Raw genomic sequence first — 22,541 nt, 5'->3', positions numbered from 1 at the left:
AGGTGCTTGTCCAGCTCTGATGTGACGGCGTCGAACGCTGCGGCGTAGGCGGGGAAGGCCGTGTACAGCTCCTCGCCCATCCCGGCGCGCTGCGCACCTTGGCCCGTGAACAGGAACGCCGACTTCCCGCCGATCCGGCTGTCACGTACGACCCCCGGCGCCGAGGCGCCCGAAGCCAGCGCCCGCAGGCCCTCCACCAGGGCCTCCCGGTCCGTGCCGACGACCGCCGCCCGGTGCTCGAACAGCGAACGCGCGCCCGCCAGCGAGGCACCGACGTCGATCGGGTCGACGTCCGCGCCGGCCCCGGAGAGCAGCTCCAGCAGCCGCCGGGCCTGGTCCGTCACGGCCTGCGCCGTCTTGCCGGACAGGATCCACGGCACCACCGGAAGCGGTGACCGGCCCCCGTCGACGGCCGAGGGCTCCGGCCGGGCTGCGGGCTGTTCGATGATGACGTGCGCGTTGGTGCCGCTGATGCCGAAGGAGGAGACGGCCGCACGGCGCGGACGCTCGTACGTCTGCCAGGGCCGTGCCTCGGTGAGCAGCTCGACCGCGCCCGCCTCCCAGTCGACGTGCCCGGACGGCGCGTCCACGTGCAGGGTCTTGGGCAGCACCTCGTGCCGCATGGCCTCGATCATCTTGATGACGCTGCCGACGCCGGCCGCGGCCTGGCTGTGCCCGATGTTCGACTTGAGGGAGCCGAGGTACAGCGGCCGTTCCTCCGGCCGCCCCTGGCCGTAGGTGGCCAGCAGCGCCTGGGCCTCGATCGGGTCGCCCAGGGTGGTGCCGGTGCCGTGCGCCTCGACCACGTCCACATCGGCCGTCGACAGACCGGCGTTGGCCAGCGCCTGCCGGATGACCCGCTCCTGGGACGGCCCGTTGGGGGCGGTCAGCCCGTTGGAGGCGCCGTCCTGGTTGATGGCGGAGCCACGGATCACCGCGAGGACGGTGTGCCCGTTGCGTTCGGCGTCGGAGAGCCGCTCCACGAGCAGCAGGCCCACGCCCTCGCTCCAGCCGGTGCCGTCTGCGCCGGCGGCGAAGGGCTTGCAGCGGCCGTCGGGGGACAGCCCGCGCTGACGGGAGAACTCCACGTACGAGGTGGGACTGGACATCACGGTGACACCGCCGGCGAGCGCGAGGTCGCACTCGCCGGAGCGCAGCGCGTTCGCGGCCATGTGCATGGCCACCAGCGAGGAGGAGCAGGCCGTGTCGACGGTGACCGCCGGGCCCTCCAGCCCCAGCGTGTAGGAGACCCGGCCGGAGGCCACACTGCCCGCGTTGCCGCTGGCCAGGTAGCCCTCCAGGTCCTCCGGGATCGTCGTGAGCGCCGAGCCGTAGTCGTGGTACATCACACCGGCGAACACGCCCGTACGGCTGCCGCGCAGCGAGGCCGGGACGATGCCCGCGTTCTCCACGGTCTCCCAGGCGGTCTCCAACAGCAGTCGCTGCTGCGGGTCGGTGGCCAGTGCCTCGCGCGGGGACATCCCGAAGAACTCCGGGTCGAACAGGTCCGCGTCGTGCAGGAAGCCGCCGCCCCGGGCGTACGTGGTGCCCGTGTGGTCGGGGTCCGGGTGGTAGAGGTTCTCCAGGTCCCAGCCCCGGTTGACCGGGAACTCGGTGATCGCGTCCGCGCCCCGCGCGACCAGCCGCCACAGGTCCGCGGGCGAGGAGACCCCGCCCGGGTACCGGCAGGCCATGCCGACGATGGCGATCGGTTCCGGCGCGCCGCCCGAACCGATCGGCACCGTGGCGGCCACGACCGCGGCGGGGGCGCTCTCGCGGTTCCCGAACAGCTCGGCCGACAGGTGCGCGGCCAGGGCCGCCGGGTTCGGGTAGTCGAAGACGAGGGTGCTGGGCAGCCGCATGCCGGTGGCCGCGTTGAGCTGGTTGCGCAGTTCCACGGCGGTCAGCGAGTCGAAGCCCAGTTCCTGGAAGGCGCGGTCAGCGTCGATGCCGGTGTGGTCGGCGTGTCCGAGCACCCCGGCGACCCTCGCCCGGACCAGGTCGATGAGCGCCTGGTCGCGTTCGGTCGGGGAGAGGGCGCCCAGCCGGTCGGCCAACGAGGACTCGCCGGCCGCGCGGGCCGCGGCCTGGCGCGGGGCGGCCGAGACCAGGCCCCGGAAGAGCGGGTGCGGGCCGTCGGTCTGCTTGCGCAGCGCGGCGGTGTTCAACCGGGTCACCGCGAGGATCGCCTCGCCGGTGCCGGGGGCCGCGTCGAAGAGGTCCATCGCGTCGGCGGAGGACAGCGGCAGCAGACCGGTGCGCTCGATGCGCTTGAGGTCGGCCTCTTCCAGCGAGCCGCTGATGGTGGAGGCCTGGGCCCACAGGCCCCAGGCCAGCGAGGTGGCGGGCAGGCCGTGGGCCTGGCGGTACTGGGCGAGGGCGTCCAGGAAGGTGTTGCCCGCCGCGTAGTTGGCCTGGCCGGCGTTGCCGATCAGGCCCGCGATGGAGGAGTAGAGGACGAAGGCCGACAGGTCCAGGTCCTTGGTGAGGTCGTGGAGGTTCCAGGCGGCGTCCACCTTGGGCGCCAGGACCCTCTCCAGGCGCTCGGGGGTGAGCGAGGAGAGCAGACCGTCGTCCAGCACGCCGGCGGTGTGGATCACCCCGGTCAGCGGCTGCTCCGCGGGGATCGCCGCCAACACGCTCGCCAGGGCGTCCCGGTCGGCGACGTCGCAGGCGGCCACGGTGACCTCCGCGCCCAGCCCCGTCAGTTCGGCCGTCAACTCGGCCGCGCCCGCCGCCTCGGCGCCGCGTCGGCTGAGCAGCAGCAAGTGCCGCGCGCCGTGCTCGGTGACCAGGTGCCGGGCCAGTACGCCGCCCAGCGCACCGGTCGCCCCGGTGATCAGGGTGGTGCCCCGGTCCCAGTGCGGGGTCACCGCCTCCGCGTCCTGCCGCGTACGGGCCAGGCGCGGTACGAGGTACGTATCGGCGCGCACCGCGAGCTGCGGTTCGCCCGAGGCCAGGACGGCAGGGGGCAGGGTGTCGCCGTCCAGGTCCACCAGGACGATCCGCCCTGGGTTCTCGCTCTGCGCCACGCGCAGCAGGCCCCAGACGGCGGCCTGGGCCAGGTCGGTGACGGGCTCGTCGGCGGTGGCGACGGCGCCCCGGGTGACCACCACCAGCGTGGTGTCGGCGAACCGCTCGTCGGCCGACCAGGACTGGGCCGTCGCGAGCGCGTCGCGCACCGCGCGGTGCGTGGCGGCCGGCACGTCGCTGTCCGCGCCGCCGGCGGGCAGCGCGAGGACGAGCGTGGTCGGTACGGGTTCGGCCGCGGCGACCGCGGCGAGGTCGGCGTACGGGCGGGCGCCCTCGACGGCGAGGTCGCCGACCACGGCCCAGCCCGAGGTGTCCACCGTCGGGCGTACCGGGGGCAGGGTGTTCCAGGCGACCCGGAACAGCCCGTCGCGGGCCGTGGAGTTCGCCTCGCGCAGGGCTTCCTTCGACAGCGGCCGGAGCAGCAGCGACTCGACGGTCGCCACCGGGGCGCCCGTCCCGTCGGCCACCGTCAGCGAAGCCACCTCGGGACCGGTGAGCGTCAACCGCACCCGCAGGGTCGCGGCGCCGGTGGCGTGCACGCTCACCCCGGACCAGGAGAACGGCAGCAGGGCCACCCGCTCGTCGTCCACCACGCCCGGCAGCAGCGGGTGCAGTGCGGAGTCCAGCAACGCGGGGTGCAGCAGGAAGCGTCCGGCGTCGGCGCGCCGCGCGTCCGGAAGGGCCAGCTCGGCGAAGATCTCCCCGTCGCCCTTCCAGACGCGCCGCAGCCCCTGGAAGGCCGGACCGTAGGCGTAGTCCTGGGCGTCGAGCCGCTCGTAGACCCCGTCGAGCGAGACCTCGCTCGCGCCGGCCGGCGGCCAGAGAGTCAGGGCCTCGCCGCCGGTGTCGGCGGCGGGGGCCAGGACGCCCTTGGCGTTCAGGGTCCACGGGCGGGCCTCGGCCGGCTCCTCGCCGTCGGGACGCGAGTACACGTCCACGGCGCGACGGCCCGAGCCGTCCGCGTCCGCGACCACGAGCTGGACCTGTACTCCGCCGTTCTGGGGCAGCACCAGCGGCGCCGACAGGGTGAGTTCCTCCACCTGCGGGGTGCCGAGCCGGCCTCCCGCCAGGACGGCCAGTTCCACGAAGGCGGTGCCCGGGAGCAGGACGCTGCCGAGTACGGCGTGGTCGGCGAGCCAGGGGTGCGACCGCAGCGACAGCCGGCTGGTGAACAGGGTCTGTTCCCCGTCGGCCAGGTCCAGGCTCGCCCCGAGGATGGGGTGGTCGGTCGGGCTCAGGCCGAGCCCCGACGCGTCGGCGGCGGCCGCGACGGCGTCGAGCCAGTAGCGCTCGCGCTGGAAGGCGTACGTCGGCAGGTCGAGGGCGGAGTCGAGCCGGCCGCCGAAGTACGCGGACCAGTCGACCCGACCGCCCCGCGCGTACACCTGGCCCACGGCCGAGGCCAGTTGCGGCGCCTCGGGGCGGCCCGCCCGCAGGGTGGCCGCGGCCACCACGGCGTCGGAGTCCTCGACCGCGCCCGTCACCAGGGCGGTGAGGACGGCGTCGGGGCCGATCTCGGTGTAGGTGGTGGTGCCGAGGGTTTCCAGGGTGGCGACGGCGTCGGTGAAGCGGACGGCGCCGCGGACCTGGTCGGTCCAGTAGTCGGGGGACCGCAGGTCGTCGCCGGTGGCGAGTCGGCCGGTGAGGGTGGAGACGATGGGGATGCGGGGTTCGTCGTAGGTGAGGCCGGCCGCGACGGCCTTGAACTCCTTGAGCATTCCGTCCATGTGGGGGGAGTGGAAGGCGTGCGAGACGGTGAGCCGCTTGGTCTTGCGGCCCTGCGCGGTGAGTCGCGAGGCGACCTCCGAAGCCGCGTCCTCGTCGCCCGACAGGACGAGGGAGGTCGGGCCGTTGACGGCGGCGATGGCGAGGCGGTCGTCGAGGCCTTCGAGGAGGGGGAGTACCTCGGCTTCGGTGGCCTGGACGGCGATCATGGCGCCGCCGGTGGGCAGGGCCTGCATCAGCTTGGCGCGGGCGGCGACGAGCTTGGCGGCGTCGGGCAGGGTGAGGATGCCGGCGATGTGTGCGGCGGTGAGTTCGCCGATGGAGTGGCCGGCGAGGTGGTCGGGCTTCAGGCCCCAGGTTTCGATGAGTCGGTAGAGGGCGACTTCGACGGCGAAGAGGGCGGGTTGGGTGTTGCCGGTGTCGTCGAGGCCGTCACCGGTGGCGATGACCTCGCGGATCGGCCGGTCCAGGTGCTTGTCCAGCTCTGATGTGACGGCGTCGAACGCTGCGGCGTAGGCGGGGAAGGCCGTGTACAGCTCCTCGCCCATCCCGGCGCGCTGCGCGCCCTGCCCCGTGAACAGGAACGCCGACTTCCCGCCGATCCGGCTGTCACGTACGACCCCCGGCGCCGAGGCGCCCGAAGCCAGCGCCCGCAGGCCCCGCACCAGCTCCTCACGGTCGACGCCCGTGACCACCGCCCGGTGGTCGAACGCCGCCCGCCCGCCGACCAGCGACCGGCCCAACTCGGCCGGATCGAGGTCCCCGTGCGCGTCCACGTACGCCAGCAGCCGCTCCGCCTGCCCGGCCACGGCCCGAGCCGACTTGCCGGACAGCACCCAGGGCACCACCGGCACCACCGGCGGGGCCGGCAGCGGTTCGGCGTCCGCCGCCTCCGGGGCGGGCGGGGCCTGCTCGACGACCACGTGGGCGTTGGTTCCGCCGAAGCCGAAGGAGGACACGCCGGCCCGGCGCGGAGCACCGGTCTCGGGCCACTGCCGGGCCTCGTGGAGGAGCGCGACCGCGCCGGCCTCCCAGTCGATCCGGGTCGAGGGCTCCTGCGCGTGCAGGGTTTTGGGCAGCACCCCGTGCCGGATCGCCTGGACCATCTTGATGATGCCGCCGACGCCGGCCGCGGCTTGGCTGTGCCCGATGTTCGACTTGAGGGAGCCGAGGTACAGCGGGCGGTCCTGCGGCCGGTCCTGGCCGTAGGTCGCCAGCAGGGCCTGGGCCTCGATCGGGTCGCCGAGGGAGGTGCCGGTGCCGTGCGCCTCGACCACGTCCACATCGGCCGTGGTCAGACCGGCGTTGGCCAGCGCCTGGAGGATGACCCGCTCCTGGGAGGGGCCGTTGGGCGCGGTCAGGCCGTTGGAGGCGCCGTCCTGGTTGACGGCGGTGCCGCGGATCACCGCGAGCACGGTGTGCCCGTTGCGGCGGGCGTCGGAGAGCCGCTCGACGAGCAGCAGTCCCACGCCCTCGGCCCAGCCGGTGCCGTCCGCGTGCTCCGAGAAGGACTTGCAGCGCCCGTCGGCGGACAGGCCGCGCAGCCGGGAGAACTCGATGAAGGCGGTGGGCGTCGACATCACGGCCGCGCCGCCGGCGAGCGCGAGGTCGCACTCGCCGGAGCGCAGCGCGTTCGCGGCCATGTGCATGGCCACCAGCGAGGAGGAGCAGGCCGTGTCGACGGTGACCGTCGGCCCCTCCAGCCCGAAGGTGTAAGCCAGCCGGCCCGAGGCGATGCTGCCCGCGCTGCCGCTGAACAGGTACCCCTCGTTGCCCTCGGCGGGCAGCCCGGCCCGGGAGCCGTAGTCGTTGTACATCAGGCCCGTGAACACGCCCGTACGGCTGCCGCGCAGCGAGACCGGATCGATCCCGGCCCGCTCGAAGGCCTCCCAGGTGGTCTCCAGCAGCAGCCGCTGCTGGGGGTCCACGGCGAGCGCCTCGCGCGGGGACATCCCGAAGAACTCGGGGTCGAACCGGTCGGCCTCGTGCAGGAAGCCGCCCTCGGCGGTGTACGAGGTGCCCGCCGCGTCGGGGTCGGTGTCGTACAACCCCTCCAGGTCCCAGCCGCGGTTGACGGGGAACCCGCCGACCGCGTCGACCCCGTCGGTGACCAGCTTCCAGAGGTCATCGGGGGTGGCGACCCCGCCGGGGTACCGGCACGCCATCCCGACGATCGCGATGGGCTCCTGCGCCTTGTCCTCCACCTCGCGCAGACGCTTCTTCGCGTCCCGGGCATCGGCGATGGCCCGCTTGAGGTACTCCCGGAGTTCTTGCTCGTTCGCCACGTGAATCTCAGCTCCCCGACGTGATGTGGCTGGGTGATGAATTTCGGGCCCGCACGGTGTTCCGACGCGTGCCGACCGGTCGTCTGCCGCTCCGTGCCGCTCAGTCCATGTCGTCGAGGAGCGCGAAGAGTTCCTCGTCGCTCGCCCCGTCCAGGTCCTGGTGTTCGGCCTCGTCCGCCTTGCCGCCGCCCGCCGAGTCGGCGATGTCCAACAGTTCCCGCAGTCGACCGGTGATCTGGTCGAACGCCTCCCGGTCCGAGGACGCGGCGTGGATGGCGGACTTCAACCGGTCGAGGTCCGACAGCACCGGCGTCGCCGCCGACACCTCCTCGACGGTGATCTGCCGGCGGAGGTACGCGGCCAGGGCCGCCGGGTTCGGGTAGTCGAAGACGAGGGTGCTGGGCAGCCGCAGACCCGTCGCCGTGTTGAGCTGGTTGCGCAGTTCCACGGCGGTCAGCGAGTCGAAGCCCAGCTCCTGGAAGGCGCGGTCGGCGTCGATGCCGGTGTGGTCGGCGTGCCCGAGCACCCCGGCGACCTGGCTCCGTACGAGATCGGTCAGCGTCGTGATCCGCTCCTCCTCCGGCAGGGCGCCCAGGCGCTCCGCCAGCGAGGGCCCGTCTGTGCCCGCCCCCGGCCCGGAGCCCGCGACCGCGCGGCGCGGGCCGGCCGGAGCCAGGTCCCGCAGCAGCGGCAGCAGCCGGTCGCCCTGCTTGCGCAGGGCCTCCACCGCGAGCCGGGTGACGGCCAGGACCGCCTCGCCGGTGCCGGGGGCCGCGTCGAAGAGGTCCATCGCGTCCGCCGAGGACAGCGGCAACAGGCCGAGCCGGGCGAGGCGACGCAGGTCCGCCGCTTCCAGCGAGCCGCTGATGGTGGAGGCCTGGGCCCACAGGCCCCAGGCCAGCGAGGTGGCGGGCAGGCCGTGGGCCTGGCGGTACTGGGCGAGGGCGTCCAGGAAGGTGTTGCCCGCCGCGTAGTTGGCCTGGCCGGCGTTGCCGATCAGACCGGCGACGGAGGAGTAGAGGACGAAGGCCGACAGGTCCAGGTCCTTGGTGAGGTCGTGGAGGTTCCAGGCCGCGTCCACCTTGGGCGCCAGCACCTTCTCCAGCCGCTCGGGCGTCAGCTCCGACAGGACGGTGTCGTCCAGCACACCGGCGGTGTGGATCACCCCGGTCAGCGGCTGCTCCGCGGGGATCGCCGCCAACACCCCGGCCAGCGACTCCCGGTCGGTGACGTCGCAGGCGGCCACGGTGACCTCCGCGCCCAGCCCGGTCAGCTCCGCACGCAGCTCCTCGGCGCCCGGGGCGTCGATGCCGCGTCGGCTGAGCAGCAGCAGGTGCCGCGCGCCGTGCTCGGTGACCAGGTGCCGGGCCAGTACGCCGCCCAGCGCACCGGTCGCCCCGGTGATCAGGGTGGTGCCCCGGTCCCAGTGCGGGGTCACCGCCTCCGCGTCCTGCCGCGTACGGGCCAGACGCGGCACGAACAGCCGCTCCCCGCGCACCGCGAGCTGCGGTTCGCCCGACGCCAGGGCCGCGGCCGGCAGGGTGTCGCCGTCCAGGTCCACCAGGACGATCCGCCCCGGGTTCTCCGTCTGCGCCACGCGCAGCAGACCCCACACCCCGGCGTGCGTCAGATCGGTGACGGGCTCGCCCGCCGTGGCGACGGCGCCCCGGGTGACCACCACCAGCGTGGAGCTCTCGAACCGCTCGTCACCCAGCCAGAACTGCGCCGAGGACAGGGTCTCGCGCAACGCGGCCCGCGCGGCCTCGGCCGGCTCGCCCTCGACGGCGCCCGGGACGAGCACCACCGTGGCGGGCACCGGCCCGGCCGCCGCCACCGCTTCCAGATCGGCGTACGGGAGGCCTCCGGGTACGGCGAGGTCACCGACCACGGCCCAACCCGCCGAGCTGCCCGTCCCCGGATCGGAGGCCGGCAGGGCGTTCCACGCGACGCGGAACAGTCCGTCCCGGGCCGTCGACGCGGCCTCGCGCAGCGCCTCCTTCGACACCGGGCGGAGCAGCAGCGACTCGACGGTCGCCACCGGGGCGCCCGTCCCGTCGGCCACCGTCAGCGAGGCGGCCAGGGTGTCGGTGTCGCGCCCGGACAGCGACAGCCGCACCCGCAGCACCGAGGCGCCCACGGCGTGGACGCTCACCCCGGACCAGGAGAACGGCAGCCGCGCCTGCCCCGACTCGAAGGCGACACCGGGCAGCAGCGGGTGCAGCGCCGCGTCCAGCAGGGCCGGGTGCAGCAGGAACCGATCCGCGTCGGCGCGCCCGGCGTCCGGCAGCCGCACCTCGGCGTAGACCTCGTCCCCGCCGGTCCACAGCCGCGTCAACCCCTGGAAGGCGGGGCCGTACGCGTAACCCAGCGCGTCGAGCCGCTCGTAGACCCCGTCCAGGGAGACCTCGCTCGCGCCGGCCGGCGGCCAGGTCGTCAGCGGCTCACCGGCGGCCGCGCCGGCCGAGGGGGCCAGCACACCGTTCGCGTGGGGTGTCCACGGCCGGTCGGCGGCCAGGTCGCCGTCGTCGGCCCGGGAGAAGATCTCCACCGTACGGCGGCCCGTCCCGTCGGCCTCGCCGACCACCACCTGGACCTGCGTACCGCCCTGCTCGGGCAGCACCAGCGGCGCCGACAGCATCAGCTCCTCGACCCGATCGACGCCGAGCTGCTCGCCCGCCCGGGCCGCCAGCTCCACCAACCCGGTGCCGGGGAGCAACACCGTCCCGTACACCGCGTGCTCGGTCAGCCAGGCGTGAGTGCGGCGCGAGAGCCGCCCGGTGAACAGGTACTCGTCGCGGTGCGCCGACCCGACGGCCGCGCCCAGCAGCGGGTGACCGGTGGCCGCCAGGCCCAGCCCGGCCGCGTCGGCCGGGGTCTCGGGGGCGTCCAGCCAGTACCGCTCGTGCTGGAAGGCGTACGTGGGCAGGGTGACGGCCCGCGCGCCGGGGAACAGCCTCGACCAGTCCGGCTTCGCCCCCCGCATCCGCAGCAGGGCCATCGCCGCGACGACGGTCTCCGCCTCGGGCCGGTCCCGGCGCAGCGCCGGGGCCAGCGCCCCGGCCTCCTGCTCCAGGCAACCCTGGGCGAGCGCCGTCAGTACCCCGTCGGGACCCAGCTCCAGGAAATCGGTGACGCCCTGGGCCTCCAGGTGACGGATGCCGTCGGCGAAGCGCACGGCCTCCCGGATGTGGGTGGCCCAGTACTCCGGGGAGGTCAGCTGCTCGTCGGTGGCGAGGGTGCCGGTGACGTTGGAGACGACCGGGATGCGCGGCGCGTGGAACGTCAGACCGCCGGCGACCTCGCGGAACTCCTCCAACACCTCGTCCATGTGCGGGGAGTGGAAGGCGTGCGAGACCGGCAGCCGCTTGGTGCGGGCGCCCTTCGCCCGCCAGGCGTCGCAGATCTCGTCCACGACCGCCGAGTCACCGGAGATCACCATCGAGTCGGGGCCGTTGACCCCGGCGATCGCGACCGCGTTGCCGTACGGGGCGATCGAGGCGCGCACCGCCTCCTCGCCGGCCTGGACCGCGGCCATCGCACCGCCCTCGCGGGCGGCCTGCATCAGCCGGCCGCGCTCGGCGACCAGGCAGCAGGCGTCGCCCAGTTCGAGGACCCCCGCGAGGTGCGCGGCGGTGACCTCGCCGATGGAGTGGCCGAGCAGGTAGTCGGGGGTGAATCCGTGGTGCTCGAACAACCGGTACAGGGCCACCTCGATGGCGAACAGCGCGGCCTGGGTGAAGGAGGTCTGGTCGATCAGCGCCGAGTCCGCCGAGTGCTCCGGAGCGAACAGCACGTCCTTGATCGGGCGGGCCAGCTCCGAGTCGAACCGGGCGCACACCTCGTCCAGCGCCTTCGCGAAGACCGGGTTCGCCGCGTACAGCTCGCGGCCCATGCCGAGCCGCTGGCTGCCCTGGCCGGTGAAGAGGAACGCGGTCTTGCCGGGCCGGGCCGAGCGGCCCCGCACGACGTTCGACGCGGACTCCCCGTGCGCCAGCGAGGACAGACCCCGGATCAGGGACTCCCGGTCCGCGCCGACGACGGCCGCGCTGTGCTCCAGTACGGCGCGTCCGGTGGCCAGGGAGAAGCCGATGTCGACCGGGGACAGCTCCGGGTGGTCGAGGACGAAGCGGTGCAGTCGGGCCGCCTGGGCCGCGACGGACTTCTCGTCCTTGCCGGACACCAGCCACGGCAGCACACCGGCCGCCTCCGGCTCCGGGGCCGGTCCGCGTCGGACGGGCGCCGCCGGCGGCTGCTCGATGATGACGTGCGCGTTGGTGCCGCTGATCCCGAAGGAGGACACGCCCGCACGACGCGGGCGGTCCGCCTCGGGCCAGGGGGTCTCCTCGGTCAGCAGCGCCAGCGAGCCCGCCTCCCAGTCCACGTGCGGGGACGGCTCGTCCACGTGCAGGGTCCGGGGCAGCACCCCGTGGCGCATCGCCTCGATCATCTTGATGACGCCGCCGACGCCGGCCGCGGCCTGGCTGTGCCCGATGTTCGACTTCAGGGAGCCGAGGTACAGCGGCCGGTCCTCCGGCCGGTCCTGGCCGTAGGTCGCCAGCAGGGCCTGCGCCTCGATGGGGTCGCCGAGGGTGGTGCCGGTGCCGTGCGCCTCCACGGCGTCCACGTCGGCCGAGGTCAGACCGGCGTTGGCCAGGGCCTGGCGGATGACCCGCTCCTGCGCCGGCCCGTTCGGGGCGGTCAGGCCGTTGGAGGCGCCGTCCTGGTTGACGGCGGTGCCGCGGATCACCGCGAGCACGGTGTGTCCGTTGCGCTTGGCGTCGGAGAGCCGCTCCACGAGCAGCAGGCCGACGCCCTCGCTCCAGCCGGTGCCGTCGGCGCCCGCCGCGAAGGACTTGCAGCGCCCGTCGGGCGACAGGCCCCGCTGGCGGGAGAACTCCACGAAGGTGTTCGGGCCGTTCATCACGGTCACGCCGCCCGCCAGCGCCAGGTCGCACTCACCGGAACGCAGCGCGTTCGCCGCGAGGTGCATGGCCACCAGCGAGGAGGAGCAGGCCGTGTCCACGGTGACCGCCGGACCCTCCAGCCCGTACGTGTAGGACAGTCGGCCGGAGATGACGCTGGACAGGTTGCCCGCGAGCAGGAAGCCCTCGAACTCCTCCGGCACCGACGGCAGCCGCGAGGCGTAGTCGTCGTACATGGCGCCGGTGAAGACGCCGGTGTGCGAACCGCGCAGCAGCGCCGGGTCGATGCCCGCGCTCTCGAACGTCTCCCACGCCGTCTCCAGCAGCAGCCGCTGCTGCGGGTCGGTCGCGGTCGCCTCGCGCGGGGAGATCCCGAAGAACTCCCGGTCGAAGAGGTCCGCCTCGTGCAGGAAGCCGCCCTCACGGACGTACGAGGTGCCCGTCCGCTCGGGGTCCGGGTCGTACAGGCCCTCCAGGTCCCAGCCGCGGTTGACCGGGAACGGGCTGACCGCGTCCACCCCGTCGGCGACGAGCCGCCACAGGTCCTGCGGGGACCGCACCCCGCCCGGGAAGCGGCACGCCATCCCGACGACGGCGATCGGCTCGTCCGAGGCGCCCTTCGCACGGGCCCTGACGGCCTGCGCCGGCGCGTCGTCCGCCGAGACCTTCGACAGCAGGAACGCGGCCAGCGCGCCCGGCGTCGGATGGTCGAACACCGCCGTCGCCGGAAGGCGCAGGCCGGTGGCCGACCCGAGCCGGTTGCGCAGGTCCACGCCGGCCATCGAGTCGAAGCCGATCTCGCTGAAGGCCCGCTCGGGGTCGATGGAGGCGGCGCCCGCGTGGCCGAGGACCGAGGCGACCGTGGACCGCACGAGATCCCGCACCGCCTCCGCCCGCTTGTCCTCGGGGAGGCCGGCGATCTGCCCGGCCCACCCCGACGCGGCGACCGCGCCCGCCCCGGCCTGCCCGGCGCGGCGGGTCCGCGTGCGGACCAGCCCCCGGTACAGGGCGGGCGGCAGCTCGGAACCGGTGCGCAGTCGGGCCGGGTTCAGCGCGACCGGCACCAGCAGCGGCTCCGCGCCGTTCAGCGCCGCGTCGAACAGGGCCAGACCCTGCGCGGGGGTGAGCGGGGTCATGCCCGCCCGGTCCCAGCGGGCCAGGTCGGCCTCGGTGAGCCCGGCCCCCATGCCGTGACTGGAGTCCCACAGGCCCCAGGCCAGCGAGGTCGCGGCCAGACCGGCGGAGCGGCGGTGCGCGGCGAGGGCGTCCAGCCAGGTGTTGGCCGCCGCGTAGTTGCCCTGACCGGCGGTGCCGGTGATGCCGGACACCGAGGAGAACAGGACGAAGGCCGCCAGATCCAGGTCCCGGGTCAGCTCGTGCAGGTTCCAGGCGGCGTCGACCTTGGGTCGCAGTACCGCGGACAACTGCTCCGGGGTGAGGGACTCGATCGTCGCGTCGTCCAGCACCCCGGCCGTGTGCACCACGGCCGACAGCGGGTGCTCCGCGTCCACGGCCGTGAGCAGCGCGGCCACCGAGGCGCGGTCGGCGGCGTCCGCCGCGACCACCTTCACCTCGGCGCCGAGCGCGCCCAGTTCGGCCGCCAGTTCCTCGGCGCCCGGGGTGGCCGGGCCGCGCCGGCTGCTGAGCAGCAGGTGCCGTACCCCGTGCTCGGTGACCAGGTGGCGGGCGAAGAGCGCGCCGAGGCCGCCGGTGCCGCCGGTGACCAGGACGGTTCCCCCGGCCCCCAGGACGGGAACCTCGGGGGTGGCGATCGCGGCCGCGCGGGCCAGCCGCGGGGCGAACGACTCGCCCGCGCGGACCGCGAGTTGGGGTTCACCGGTGGCGAGGGCCGCGGCGAGCGTCGCGTCGTCCGTCGCGTCGTCGGCGTCGACGAGCACGAGCCGGTCGGGGTGCTCGGACTGCGCCGAGCGGATCAGCCCCCACAGCGGGGCGGCGTCCAGGTCGGTGACGTCCTCGCCGGGCAGCGCGGCGACCGCGCCGGTGGTGACGAGCACCAGCCGGGAGTCGGCGAACCGCTCGTCGGCCAGCCAGCGCTTGACCAGCGCCAGCGCCCGCAGGGTGGCCAGGTGCGCGCCCTCGGCGCCGGCGGTGCCGGAGCCCGCGTGCCGGACCAGGACGGTCGTCGCACCCGCGGCGGCGTCCAGGTCCTCGCCCACCTCGGTCCAGTCGACCGCCGCCCCGGCGGCTGCCACCGGCTGCCACCGCACCTCGTACAGCGAGTCGTTCGCGCCGTCGGCGACCGAGGTCAGGGCCTCCTTGGCGACCGGGCGCAACGTCAGCGCGTCCACGTCCGCGACGGGCGCGCCCGCCCCGTCCGCCAGCGTCAGACGGTACGTGTCGGTCCCGGCGGGGGAGATCCGCACCCGCAGCTCGGCGGCGCCCGCCGCGTGCAGGGAGATCCCCGACCAGGCGAACGGCAGCCGGATCCGGTCGCTCTCGCCCTCCACGGCCGCGTCCAGCACCAGCGGGTGCAGCACCGAGTCGAACAGCGCCGGGTGCACGCCGAACCGGCCGGCGCCCTCCCGGTGCCCCTCGGGCAGCCGCACCTCGGCGTAGAGGTCCTCGCCGGCGCGCCACAGCGCCGTCAACCCCTGGAAGGCGGGGCCGTACGCGTATCCCAGCGCGGCGAGCCGCTCGTACACGCCGTCCAGCGACTCGGCGCTCGCGCCGGCCGGCGGCCACGCGGACAGCTCGGCGTCCTCGACCGGTACGACGGCCTCCGCGAGGGCGCCCGTCGCGTGCCGGGTCCACGGCCGCGCCTCGCCCTCGCCGCCGTCGGGGCGGGCGTGGACGGAGAAGGGCCGGACCCCGGACGCGTCCGGGGCGCCCACCGCGACCTGCACCCGCACGGCCTCGCGCCCCACGAGCGGCAGCGGGGCCTCCAGGGTCAGCTCCTCGACCCGGGTGACACCGAGGTGGTCGCCGGCCGCGACGGCCAGCTCCAGGAACGCCGTCGCCGGCACCAGCACGGTCGTGCCGATCGCGTGGTCCGCGAGCCACGGGTGCGAGCCCACCGAGAGCCGCCCGGTGAACAGGGCGTCCTCGCGGTCCGCGAACTCCACGCTGGTGGAGAGCAACGGGTGCTCCGAGGCGTCCAGACCCAGGCTGCGCGCGTCGGTGGAGGCGGTCGGCGCGAGCCAGTACCGCTCGCGCTGGAAGGCGTACGTCGGCAGCGGGGCCGGCGTCGCGCCCGGGAAGAAGGTCCCCGCGTCGAAGGTGCCGCCGGCCGTCCACGCCCGGGCCAGGCCGGCCGTGAGGGTGTCGGCCTCGGGGCGGCCCGCACGCAGCAGCGGCACGGCCACGGCCCCGGTGTCCTCCAGCGCGCCCTGCGTCAGGGCGGTCAGCACGGCGTCCGGGCCGACCTCGACGAACAGCGTCGCACCCTGCGCGGCCAGCTCGCGGACGGCGTCCAGGAACTTCACCGCGGCGCGGATCTGCCCGGCCCAGTAGTCGGGGGAGGTCAGTTCGGCCGCGCCGGCGACCGCGCCGGTGACGGTGGAGACGATCGGGATCGTCGGCGCCGCGAAGGCGACCTCGGCCGCGACCGCGCGGAACTCCTCCAGGATCGTGTCCATGTGCGGGGAGTGGAAGGCGTGCGAGACGGTCAGCCGCTTCGTCTTGCGGCCCTGCTCCCGCCACCGCGCGGCGACGGCCTCGGCGGCGTCCTCGTCACCGGAGATCACCACGGACGAGGGGCCGTTGACGGCGGCGACGGACACCGCGTCCTCGAGGCCCGCGAGGGAGGCGGCGATCTCCGCCTCCGTGCCCTGGACGGCGATCATGGCGCCGCCGGAGCGGGCCGACTGCATCAGCCGGCCGCGGGCGGCCACCAGCTTCGCGGCGTCCGCCAGGGTCAGCACCCCGGCGGCGTGCGCGGCGGACAGCTCGCCGATCGAGTGCCCGGCCAGCAGCGCGGGCACCACCCCGTGGTGCTCCAACAGCCGGAACAGGGCCGTCTCCACCGCGAACAGGGCGGGCTGGGTGTACGTGGTCTCGTCCAACAGCGCCGCGTCGGAGCTGCCCTCCGTCGCGAAGAGCACCTCGCGCAGCGGCCGCTCCAGCAGCCCCTCGAAGGCGGCGAACACCGCGTCGAGGGCGCGGGCGAAGACGGGGTGGCGGGCGTACAGCTCACGGCCCATGCCGAGCCGCTGGGCGCCCTGACCGGTGAACAGGAAGGCGGTCCGGCCGGCGTTCGGGGCACCGCCGGTGACGACGGCGGGCGAGTCGGCGCCCGCGATCAGCGCGTCGAGCCCGGCGAGCAGGGCGTCGCGGTCCTCGGCCAGGACGACGGCGCGGTGCTCGAAGGCGGTACGGGTGGCCGCGAGCGCCAGCCCGACGTCCGCGAGGTCCGTGTCGGGTGCGACGGCGTGGGTGCGCAGCCGCTCGGCCTGGGCGCGCAGCGCCTTCGGGTCGCGCGCCGACAGCAGCCAGGGCGCCGGCAGGTCCGGCGCGGCCGGGGCCCCGACGGAGGTCGCGGGCGTGGGCACCGTCTCGGGGGCCTGCTCGATGACGACGTGGGCGTTGGTCCCGCTGATCCCGAAGGAGGAGACGGCCGCGCGGCGCGGCCGACCCGTCTCGGGCCACGCCCGCTCCCCGGTGAGCAGCTCCACCGAGCCCGCCGACCAGTCCACGTGCGGGGACGGCGCGTCCACGTGCAGGGTCTTGGGCAGCACCCCGTGCCGGATCGCCTGGACCATCTTGATGACGCCGCCGACGCCGGCCGCCGCCTGCGCGTGGCCGATGTTCGACTTCAGCGAGCCGAGGAACACCGGGGCCAGGCCCGCGCGGTCGCTGCCGTAGGTGGCCATGACGGCCTCGGCCTCGATCGGGTCGCCGAGCCTGGTGCCGGTGCCGTGCGCCTCGACGGCGTCCACGTCCGAGCCGGTGAGGCCCGAGTCGGCCAGCGCCTGGCGGATGACGCGCTGCTGCGCGAGACCGCTGGGGGCGGTCAGGCCGTTGGAGGCGCCGTCCTGGTTGATGGCGGAGCCGCGCAGCACCGCGAGGACGGTGTGCCCGTTGCGTTCGGCGTCGGAGAGCCGCTCCACGAGCAGCAGGCCCACGCCCTCGGCCCAGCCGGTGCCGTCGGCGCCGGCGGCGAAGGACTTGCAGCGGCCGTCGGGGGCGAGCCCGCGCTGGCGGGAGAACTCCACGAACATGCCGGGGGACGACATGACCGTCGCGCCGCCCGCCAGGGCCAGGTTGGTCTCGCCGGACCGCAGCGAACGGATCGCGAGGTGCAGGGCGACCAGCGAGGAGGAGCAGGCGGTGTCGGTGGTCACCGCCGGGCCGAGCAGCCCCAACTGGTAGGCGATCCGCCCCGACATCACGCTGGTGGTGCTGCCCGTCAACACCGAGCCCTGGACGCTCTCGGGGGCCTCGTACATCCGGGGCCCGTACTCCAGCGCCGTCGCGCCGACGAACACGCCCGTCCGGGAGCCGTGCAGGGACTCCGGGCGGATCCCGGAGCGCTCGACGGCCTCCCAGGCGGTCTCCAGCAACAGCCGCTGCTGCGGGTCCATCGCGAGGGCCTCGCGCGGCGAGATGCCGAAGAAGCCGGCGTCGAACTCGGCCGCCTCGTGCAGGAAGCCGCCGCGCCGCACCGCGCTCTTGCCCGGACGGTCGGGGTCGGCGTCATACAGGTCTTCGTCCCAGCCGCGGTCGACGGGGAACCCGGAGACGGCGTCGCCGCCCTCCGCGACGAGCTTCCACAGTTCGTCGGGGGAGGAGATCCCGCCCGGGAACCGGCAGGCCATGCCCACGATCGCGATGGGCTCGTCGGCGTCGGCGGGCCGGACGAACTCCTCCGCCGAGGCCGCCGCGCCGGCCAGCTCGGCCCCGATGAACGAGGTGAGCGCCAACGGCGTCGGGTGGTCGAACAGCAGCGAGCCGGGCAGCCGCAGACCGGTCGCCTCGGCCAGCGCCTTGCGCAGCTCGGTGGTCATCATCGAGCTGAAGCCGAGCTTCTGGAACGGGGTCCGCTGCTCCAGCACCTCGTCCGGCCCGTACTCCAGGATCGCGGTGACGTGCGAGGTGACCAGCTCGGACACGGCGCGGTCCCGCTCCGCCTCGGACAACAGGGCCAGGCGCGCGCCGAGTTCGCCGCGCGGGCCGGCCGCCGGCTCCTCGGCGGCGCCGACGCCCGGGCCGGGCGCCGGGACGGCCTTGCGGGCGGCGGCGTCGAACCAGTGCCGGCGGCGCTGGAACGCGTACGTGGGCAGGGAGACCCGGCGGGCGCCGGTCCCCGCGTACAGCACGCCCCAATCGACGTCGGCGCCGAGCGTGAACGCGGTCGCGACGGCGGTCAGCAGCGTCTGCACCTCGGGGCGACCCGCACGGAGGGCGGGGGTGCCCTCGGCGAGGGCGCTGAGGACGGCGTCGGGGCCGATCTCCAGGAAGGTGTCGGCGCCCAGCGACCGCAGGGCGGCGACCGCGTCCGCGAACCGGACGGCGCCGCGGACCTGGTCGGTCCAGTAGCAGGGGGTGCGCAGGTCGTCCCCGGAGGCGAGTTCGCCGGTGAGGGTGGAGACGACGGGGATCCGCGGCTCGTTGTAGGTGAGACCCTTCGCCACCTTGTGGAAGGGCTTGAGCATCGCGTCCATGTGGGGGGAGTGGAAGGCGTGCGACACCGTCAGGCGCTTGGTCTTGCGGCCCCGGTCGGCGAGCTTTCCCGCGACCTGGAGCGCCGCCTCCTCGTCGCCGGAGACGACGACGGAGGTGGGGCCGTTGACGGCGGCGATCGAGAGCCGGTCCTCCAGGCCTTCGAGGAGCGGCAGCACCTCCGCCTCGGCGGCCTGTACGGCGATCATGGCGCCGCCGGTGGGCAGCGCCTGCATCAGCCGGGCCCGGGCGGCCACCAGCTTCGCCGCGTCCGACAGGGACAGGATCCCCGCCACGTGCGCGGCCGCCAGCTCCCCGATGGAGTGCCCCGCGAGATGGGACGGGGTCAGGCCCCAGGACTCCACGAGGCGGTACAGGGCCACCTCCACCGCGAACAGGGCCGGCTGGGTGTTGCCGGTCTCGTCGAGCGCCTCACCGGAGGCGATGACCTCGCGGATCGAGCGCTTCAGCAGCGGGTCCAGCGCCCCGGCGACCGCGTCGAAGGCCTCCGCGAACACCGGGAAGGCCGCGTACAGTTCCTCGCCCATCCCCGGGCGCTGCGCGCCCTGGCCGGTGAAGAGGAACGCCGTGGTGCCCGCGCCGGGCCCGCCCCGGACCACCCCGGCGCCCGGCCGCCCCTCGGCCAGCGCCCGCAGTCCCTCCATCAGCGCCGGCCGGTCCGTGCCGACGACGACGGCGCGCTCCTCGAAGGCCGTGCGGGTGGTCGCCAGCGAGAAGGCGGTGTCCACCAGGTCGGGGGCGCCGTCGGCGGCGGCGAACGCGGCCAGTCGGCCGGCCTGCGCGCGCAGCGCCTCGTCCGACCGGGCCGACAGCACCCAGGGCAGCGCCTCGGTGGCCGCCTCGGTGGTCTCCGGCTGGGTGGGGACGGCGGGCCCCTCGGTGACCACGACGTGCGCGTTGGTGCCGCCCATGCCGAAGGAGCTGACGCCCGCCGCCAACGGGCGCTCCGGGTGCGGCCAGGCGGAGTGCTCGCGCTGCACCGCCAGCCCCAGCGCGTCCAGCGGGATCGCCGGGTTCGGGGTCGCGAAGTTCAGGCTGGCGGGCAGCTCGCGGTGGGTGATGCTCAGCAGGGTCTTGATCAGGCCCGCGATGCCCGCGGCGCCCTCCAGGTGCCCGATGTTGGTCTTGACGGACCCGACGCGCAACGGATCCCCGGCGGCCCGGTCCGCGCCCAGCGCGGCGCCGAGCGCGGCGGCCTCGATCGGGTCCCCGACGGGCGTGCCGGTGCCGTGCAGTTCGACGTACTGGACCTGCTCGCCGGCGCCGAGCGCGGCCCGCTCGTGGGCCAGGCGCACCACCTGCTCCTGCGCGGCCGCGCTCGGCACGGTCAGACCGCCGGGCGTGGCGCCGTCGTTGTTGACGGCGCTCGCGCGGATCACGCCGTGGACGTGGTCGCCGTCCGCGAGGGCGAGCGAGAGCGGCTTGAGGACCAGGACCCCGCCGCCCTCGCCGGGCACGAAGCCGTTGGCGCGGGAGTCGAAGGTGTAGGTGACCCCGTCGGGGGAGAGCGCGCCGAAACGTTCCTCCGTGGTGGCGTTCTCCGTCAGCAGGTTCAGGTTCACACCCGCCGCGAGCGCGAGGACGGACTCCCCGGCCCGCAGGCTCTCGCAGGCGAGGTGCACCGCGACGAGCGAGGAGGACTGCGCGGAGTCCACGGTGAGACTGGGGCCCTGGAGCCCGAGGTGATAGGAGACCCGGTTCGCGATGACACCGCGGTTCACCCCGGTCATCGTGTGCGGGGTGATCGCCTCGGTGCCGTACTGGTAGAGCAGGTTCGTGTAGTCGTCGCGCAGGGTGCCGACGAACACCGAGGTCCGGCTGCCGCGCAGCGCCTCGGGCACGATGCCCGCGTCCTCCAGCGCCTCCCAGGCCAACTCCAGGACCAGCCGCTGCTGCGGGTCCATCGCCGCGGCCTCGCGCGGCGAGATCCCGAAGAAACGCGCGTCGAAGCGGTCCACCCCGTCCAGGAACGCGCCGCGCTGCCGGCCATCGCCGGGAGCAGCGTCCTCGGGTACGCCCCAACGGCCCGGCGGCACCTCGTCGACGGCGCCCCGCCCGCTCCGCAGGAGCTCCCAGAACGCGGCCGGGCCGTCGGCTCCGGGGAGCCGGCAGGACAGCCCCACGACAGCGATCTGCTCCACCTTCTCGGTGTGCGCCCCGGCTGCTACAGGATTCCGCTCACTGGTCACCACGCTCGGCTGCCCCTTCTTGGATTCAACGCGCCCGGAGGAAAAGCGCCCGGATCAATGCGCCCCGATCAACGCGCCCGGATTCACGTGCCCGGATTCGATGCGCCGGATTTCCGACGACCCGGATTCGACGTGCCCGGAGAAATGCGACCCGGGTTCGATGCGCCTGGATCCACAGGCTAGTGAAAACGGTCTCGTGGACAGTCATGGCCTGGTAACCAGGGCCGTCGGAACGGCTGGTGACCCTGGCGTTGCCACACAGTGAGCGGCCGGTGGAACGCCCCTGGCTACCGTGAATGCGGGCTCACGCGCTTCATTCGGACGCATTCGATCCGGTGAGCTCGAGCTGCGCTGTAGTGACGTGCGAATTCAAGGAGAGCTGATCGCTGTGAGTGCTGCATCTTCCCAAGGGGTCAACCCCGGATCCGCCGAAAACGCACGCGGAGGTCGCGCGGTCGTCCTCGGCGGGAGCATGGCGGGACTCTTCTCCGCCCGCGCCCTCTCCGAGAACTTCGCGGAGGTGCTCGTCGTGGACCGCGACGAGCTGACGGGACCGAACGAACTCCGCCGGGGCCTGCCGCAGGGCCACCACCTCCACGGCCTGCTCGCCCGCGGCCAGCAGATCGTCGAGGAGTACTTCCCCGGCATCACCGAGGACATGAAGGCTGCCGGCGCGCAGCTCGGCGACGTGGCCGACGACGTCCGCTGGATCATCAACGGCAAGCGCCTGCGGCAGGTCCACTCGGGCCTGTTCGCCCTCACCTCGGGCCGCCCCTTCCTGGAGCGCCACATACGCGAGCGCGTGCTCGCGCTCCCCGAGGTGACCTTCCTGGAGCGGGCCGACATCCTCCGCCTGGTCACCAGCGAGGACCGCCGCGAGGTCACCGGGGTCGTCGTCCGCCGCGACGGCGTCGAGGAGGTGGTCGAGGCCGACCTGGTCGTGGACGCCACCGGCCGCGGTTCGCGCACCTCCGTCTGGCTCCAGGAGTTCGGCTTCGAAGCCGTCGAGGAGGAGAAGCACAAGATCGGCCTCGGCTACACCACCCGCTACTACCGGGTCCCCGACGAGGCGTTCGAGGGCAACATCTCCATCAACACCGTCGCCTCCGCCGGCGTCCCGCGCGGCGCGATCTGCCAGAAGATCGACGGCGGCCGCTCCATCGTCACCGCCTACGGCATCCTCGGCGACCACCCGGCCACCACCCCCGAGGGCTTCCACGCCTTCATCGAGTCGCTGGCCGCGCCCGACATCCACGAGGTGCTCAAGGTCTCCGAGCCGCTGGACGAGCCCGTCGCGTACAAGTTCCCGACCAACCTGCGCCGCCACTACCAGCGCCTGACCGACTTCCCGGCCGGCCTGCTGGTCATCGGCGACGCCGTCTGCAGCTTCAACCCCAGCTACGCGCAGGGCATGACCGTCTCCGCGCTCGGCTCGCTCGTGCTGCGCCGGCACACCGCCGAGTCCCGGCGGCCCGACCCGATCGCCTACTTCAAGGACCTCGCCGCCGACGCCGTCGACGGCTGCTGGGAGATGGCCGTCGGCGCCGACCTCAGCTTCCCCGAGGTCGAGGGCGAGCGGACCGAGGAGGTCCAGCAGGCGCACGCCTTCATCGCACAGGTCCAGGAGGCCGCGTCCCGCGACGACGCCGTGGCCCGCGCGTACTCCCGGGTCATCGGTCTCGTCGACTCCCCGGCCGTCCTGCACGACCCGGAGATCGAGGCCGCGATCGCCGCGGTCCAGGAGTAGT

The 22,541-nt window shown here is 74.5% G+C and carries 3 protein-coding genes; 1 reads left to right on the top strand and 2 read right to left on the bottom strand.

Translation table 11 applies throughout. From position 1 onward, the window contains the following. Together ACIRO3_RS31310 and ACIRO3_RS31305 are read right to left on the bottom strand one after the other, a co-directional pair. Positions 1-7,085 (bottom strand): type I polyketide synthase (locus tag ACIRO3_RS31310; RefSeq protein WP_404142418.1); only part of this gene is annotated, 7,085 nt, incomplete at its 3' end. Positions 7,086-7,143: 58 nt separating this feature from the next. Beyond that, positions 7,144-20,745 carry an SDR family NAD(P)-dependent oxidoreductase gene (locus ACIRO3_RS31305; protein ID WP_404142407.1) on the bottom strand — a complete coding sequence of 4,534 codons (13,602 nt, stop codon included), beginning with the start codon at positions 20,743-20,745 and terminating at the stop codon, positions 7,144-7,146. A gap of 436 nt (positions 20,746-21,181) precedes the next feature. Here ACIRO3_RS31305 and ACIRO3_RS31300 point away from each other — a divergent pair, with 436 nt between their 5' ends. Further along, entirely contained in the window at positions 21,182-22,540 is a 1,359-nt protein-coding gene (locus ACIRO3_RS31300; RefSeq protein ID WP_404142405.1) for an FAD-dependent oxidoreductase, read from the top strand. The last annotated feature ends 1 nt before the right edge of the window (position 22,541 follow it).

It is taken from the genome of Streptomyces sp. NPDC102278 (genome assembly GCF_044766345.1).
Taxonomy (GTDB): Bacteria; Actinomycetota; Actinomycetes; order Streptomycetales; family Streptomycetaceae; genus Streptomyces.
The sequence above is the reverse complement of the archived record's forward strand: the minus strand, read 5'-3'. Positions and strand labels throughout refer to the sequence as shown.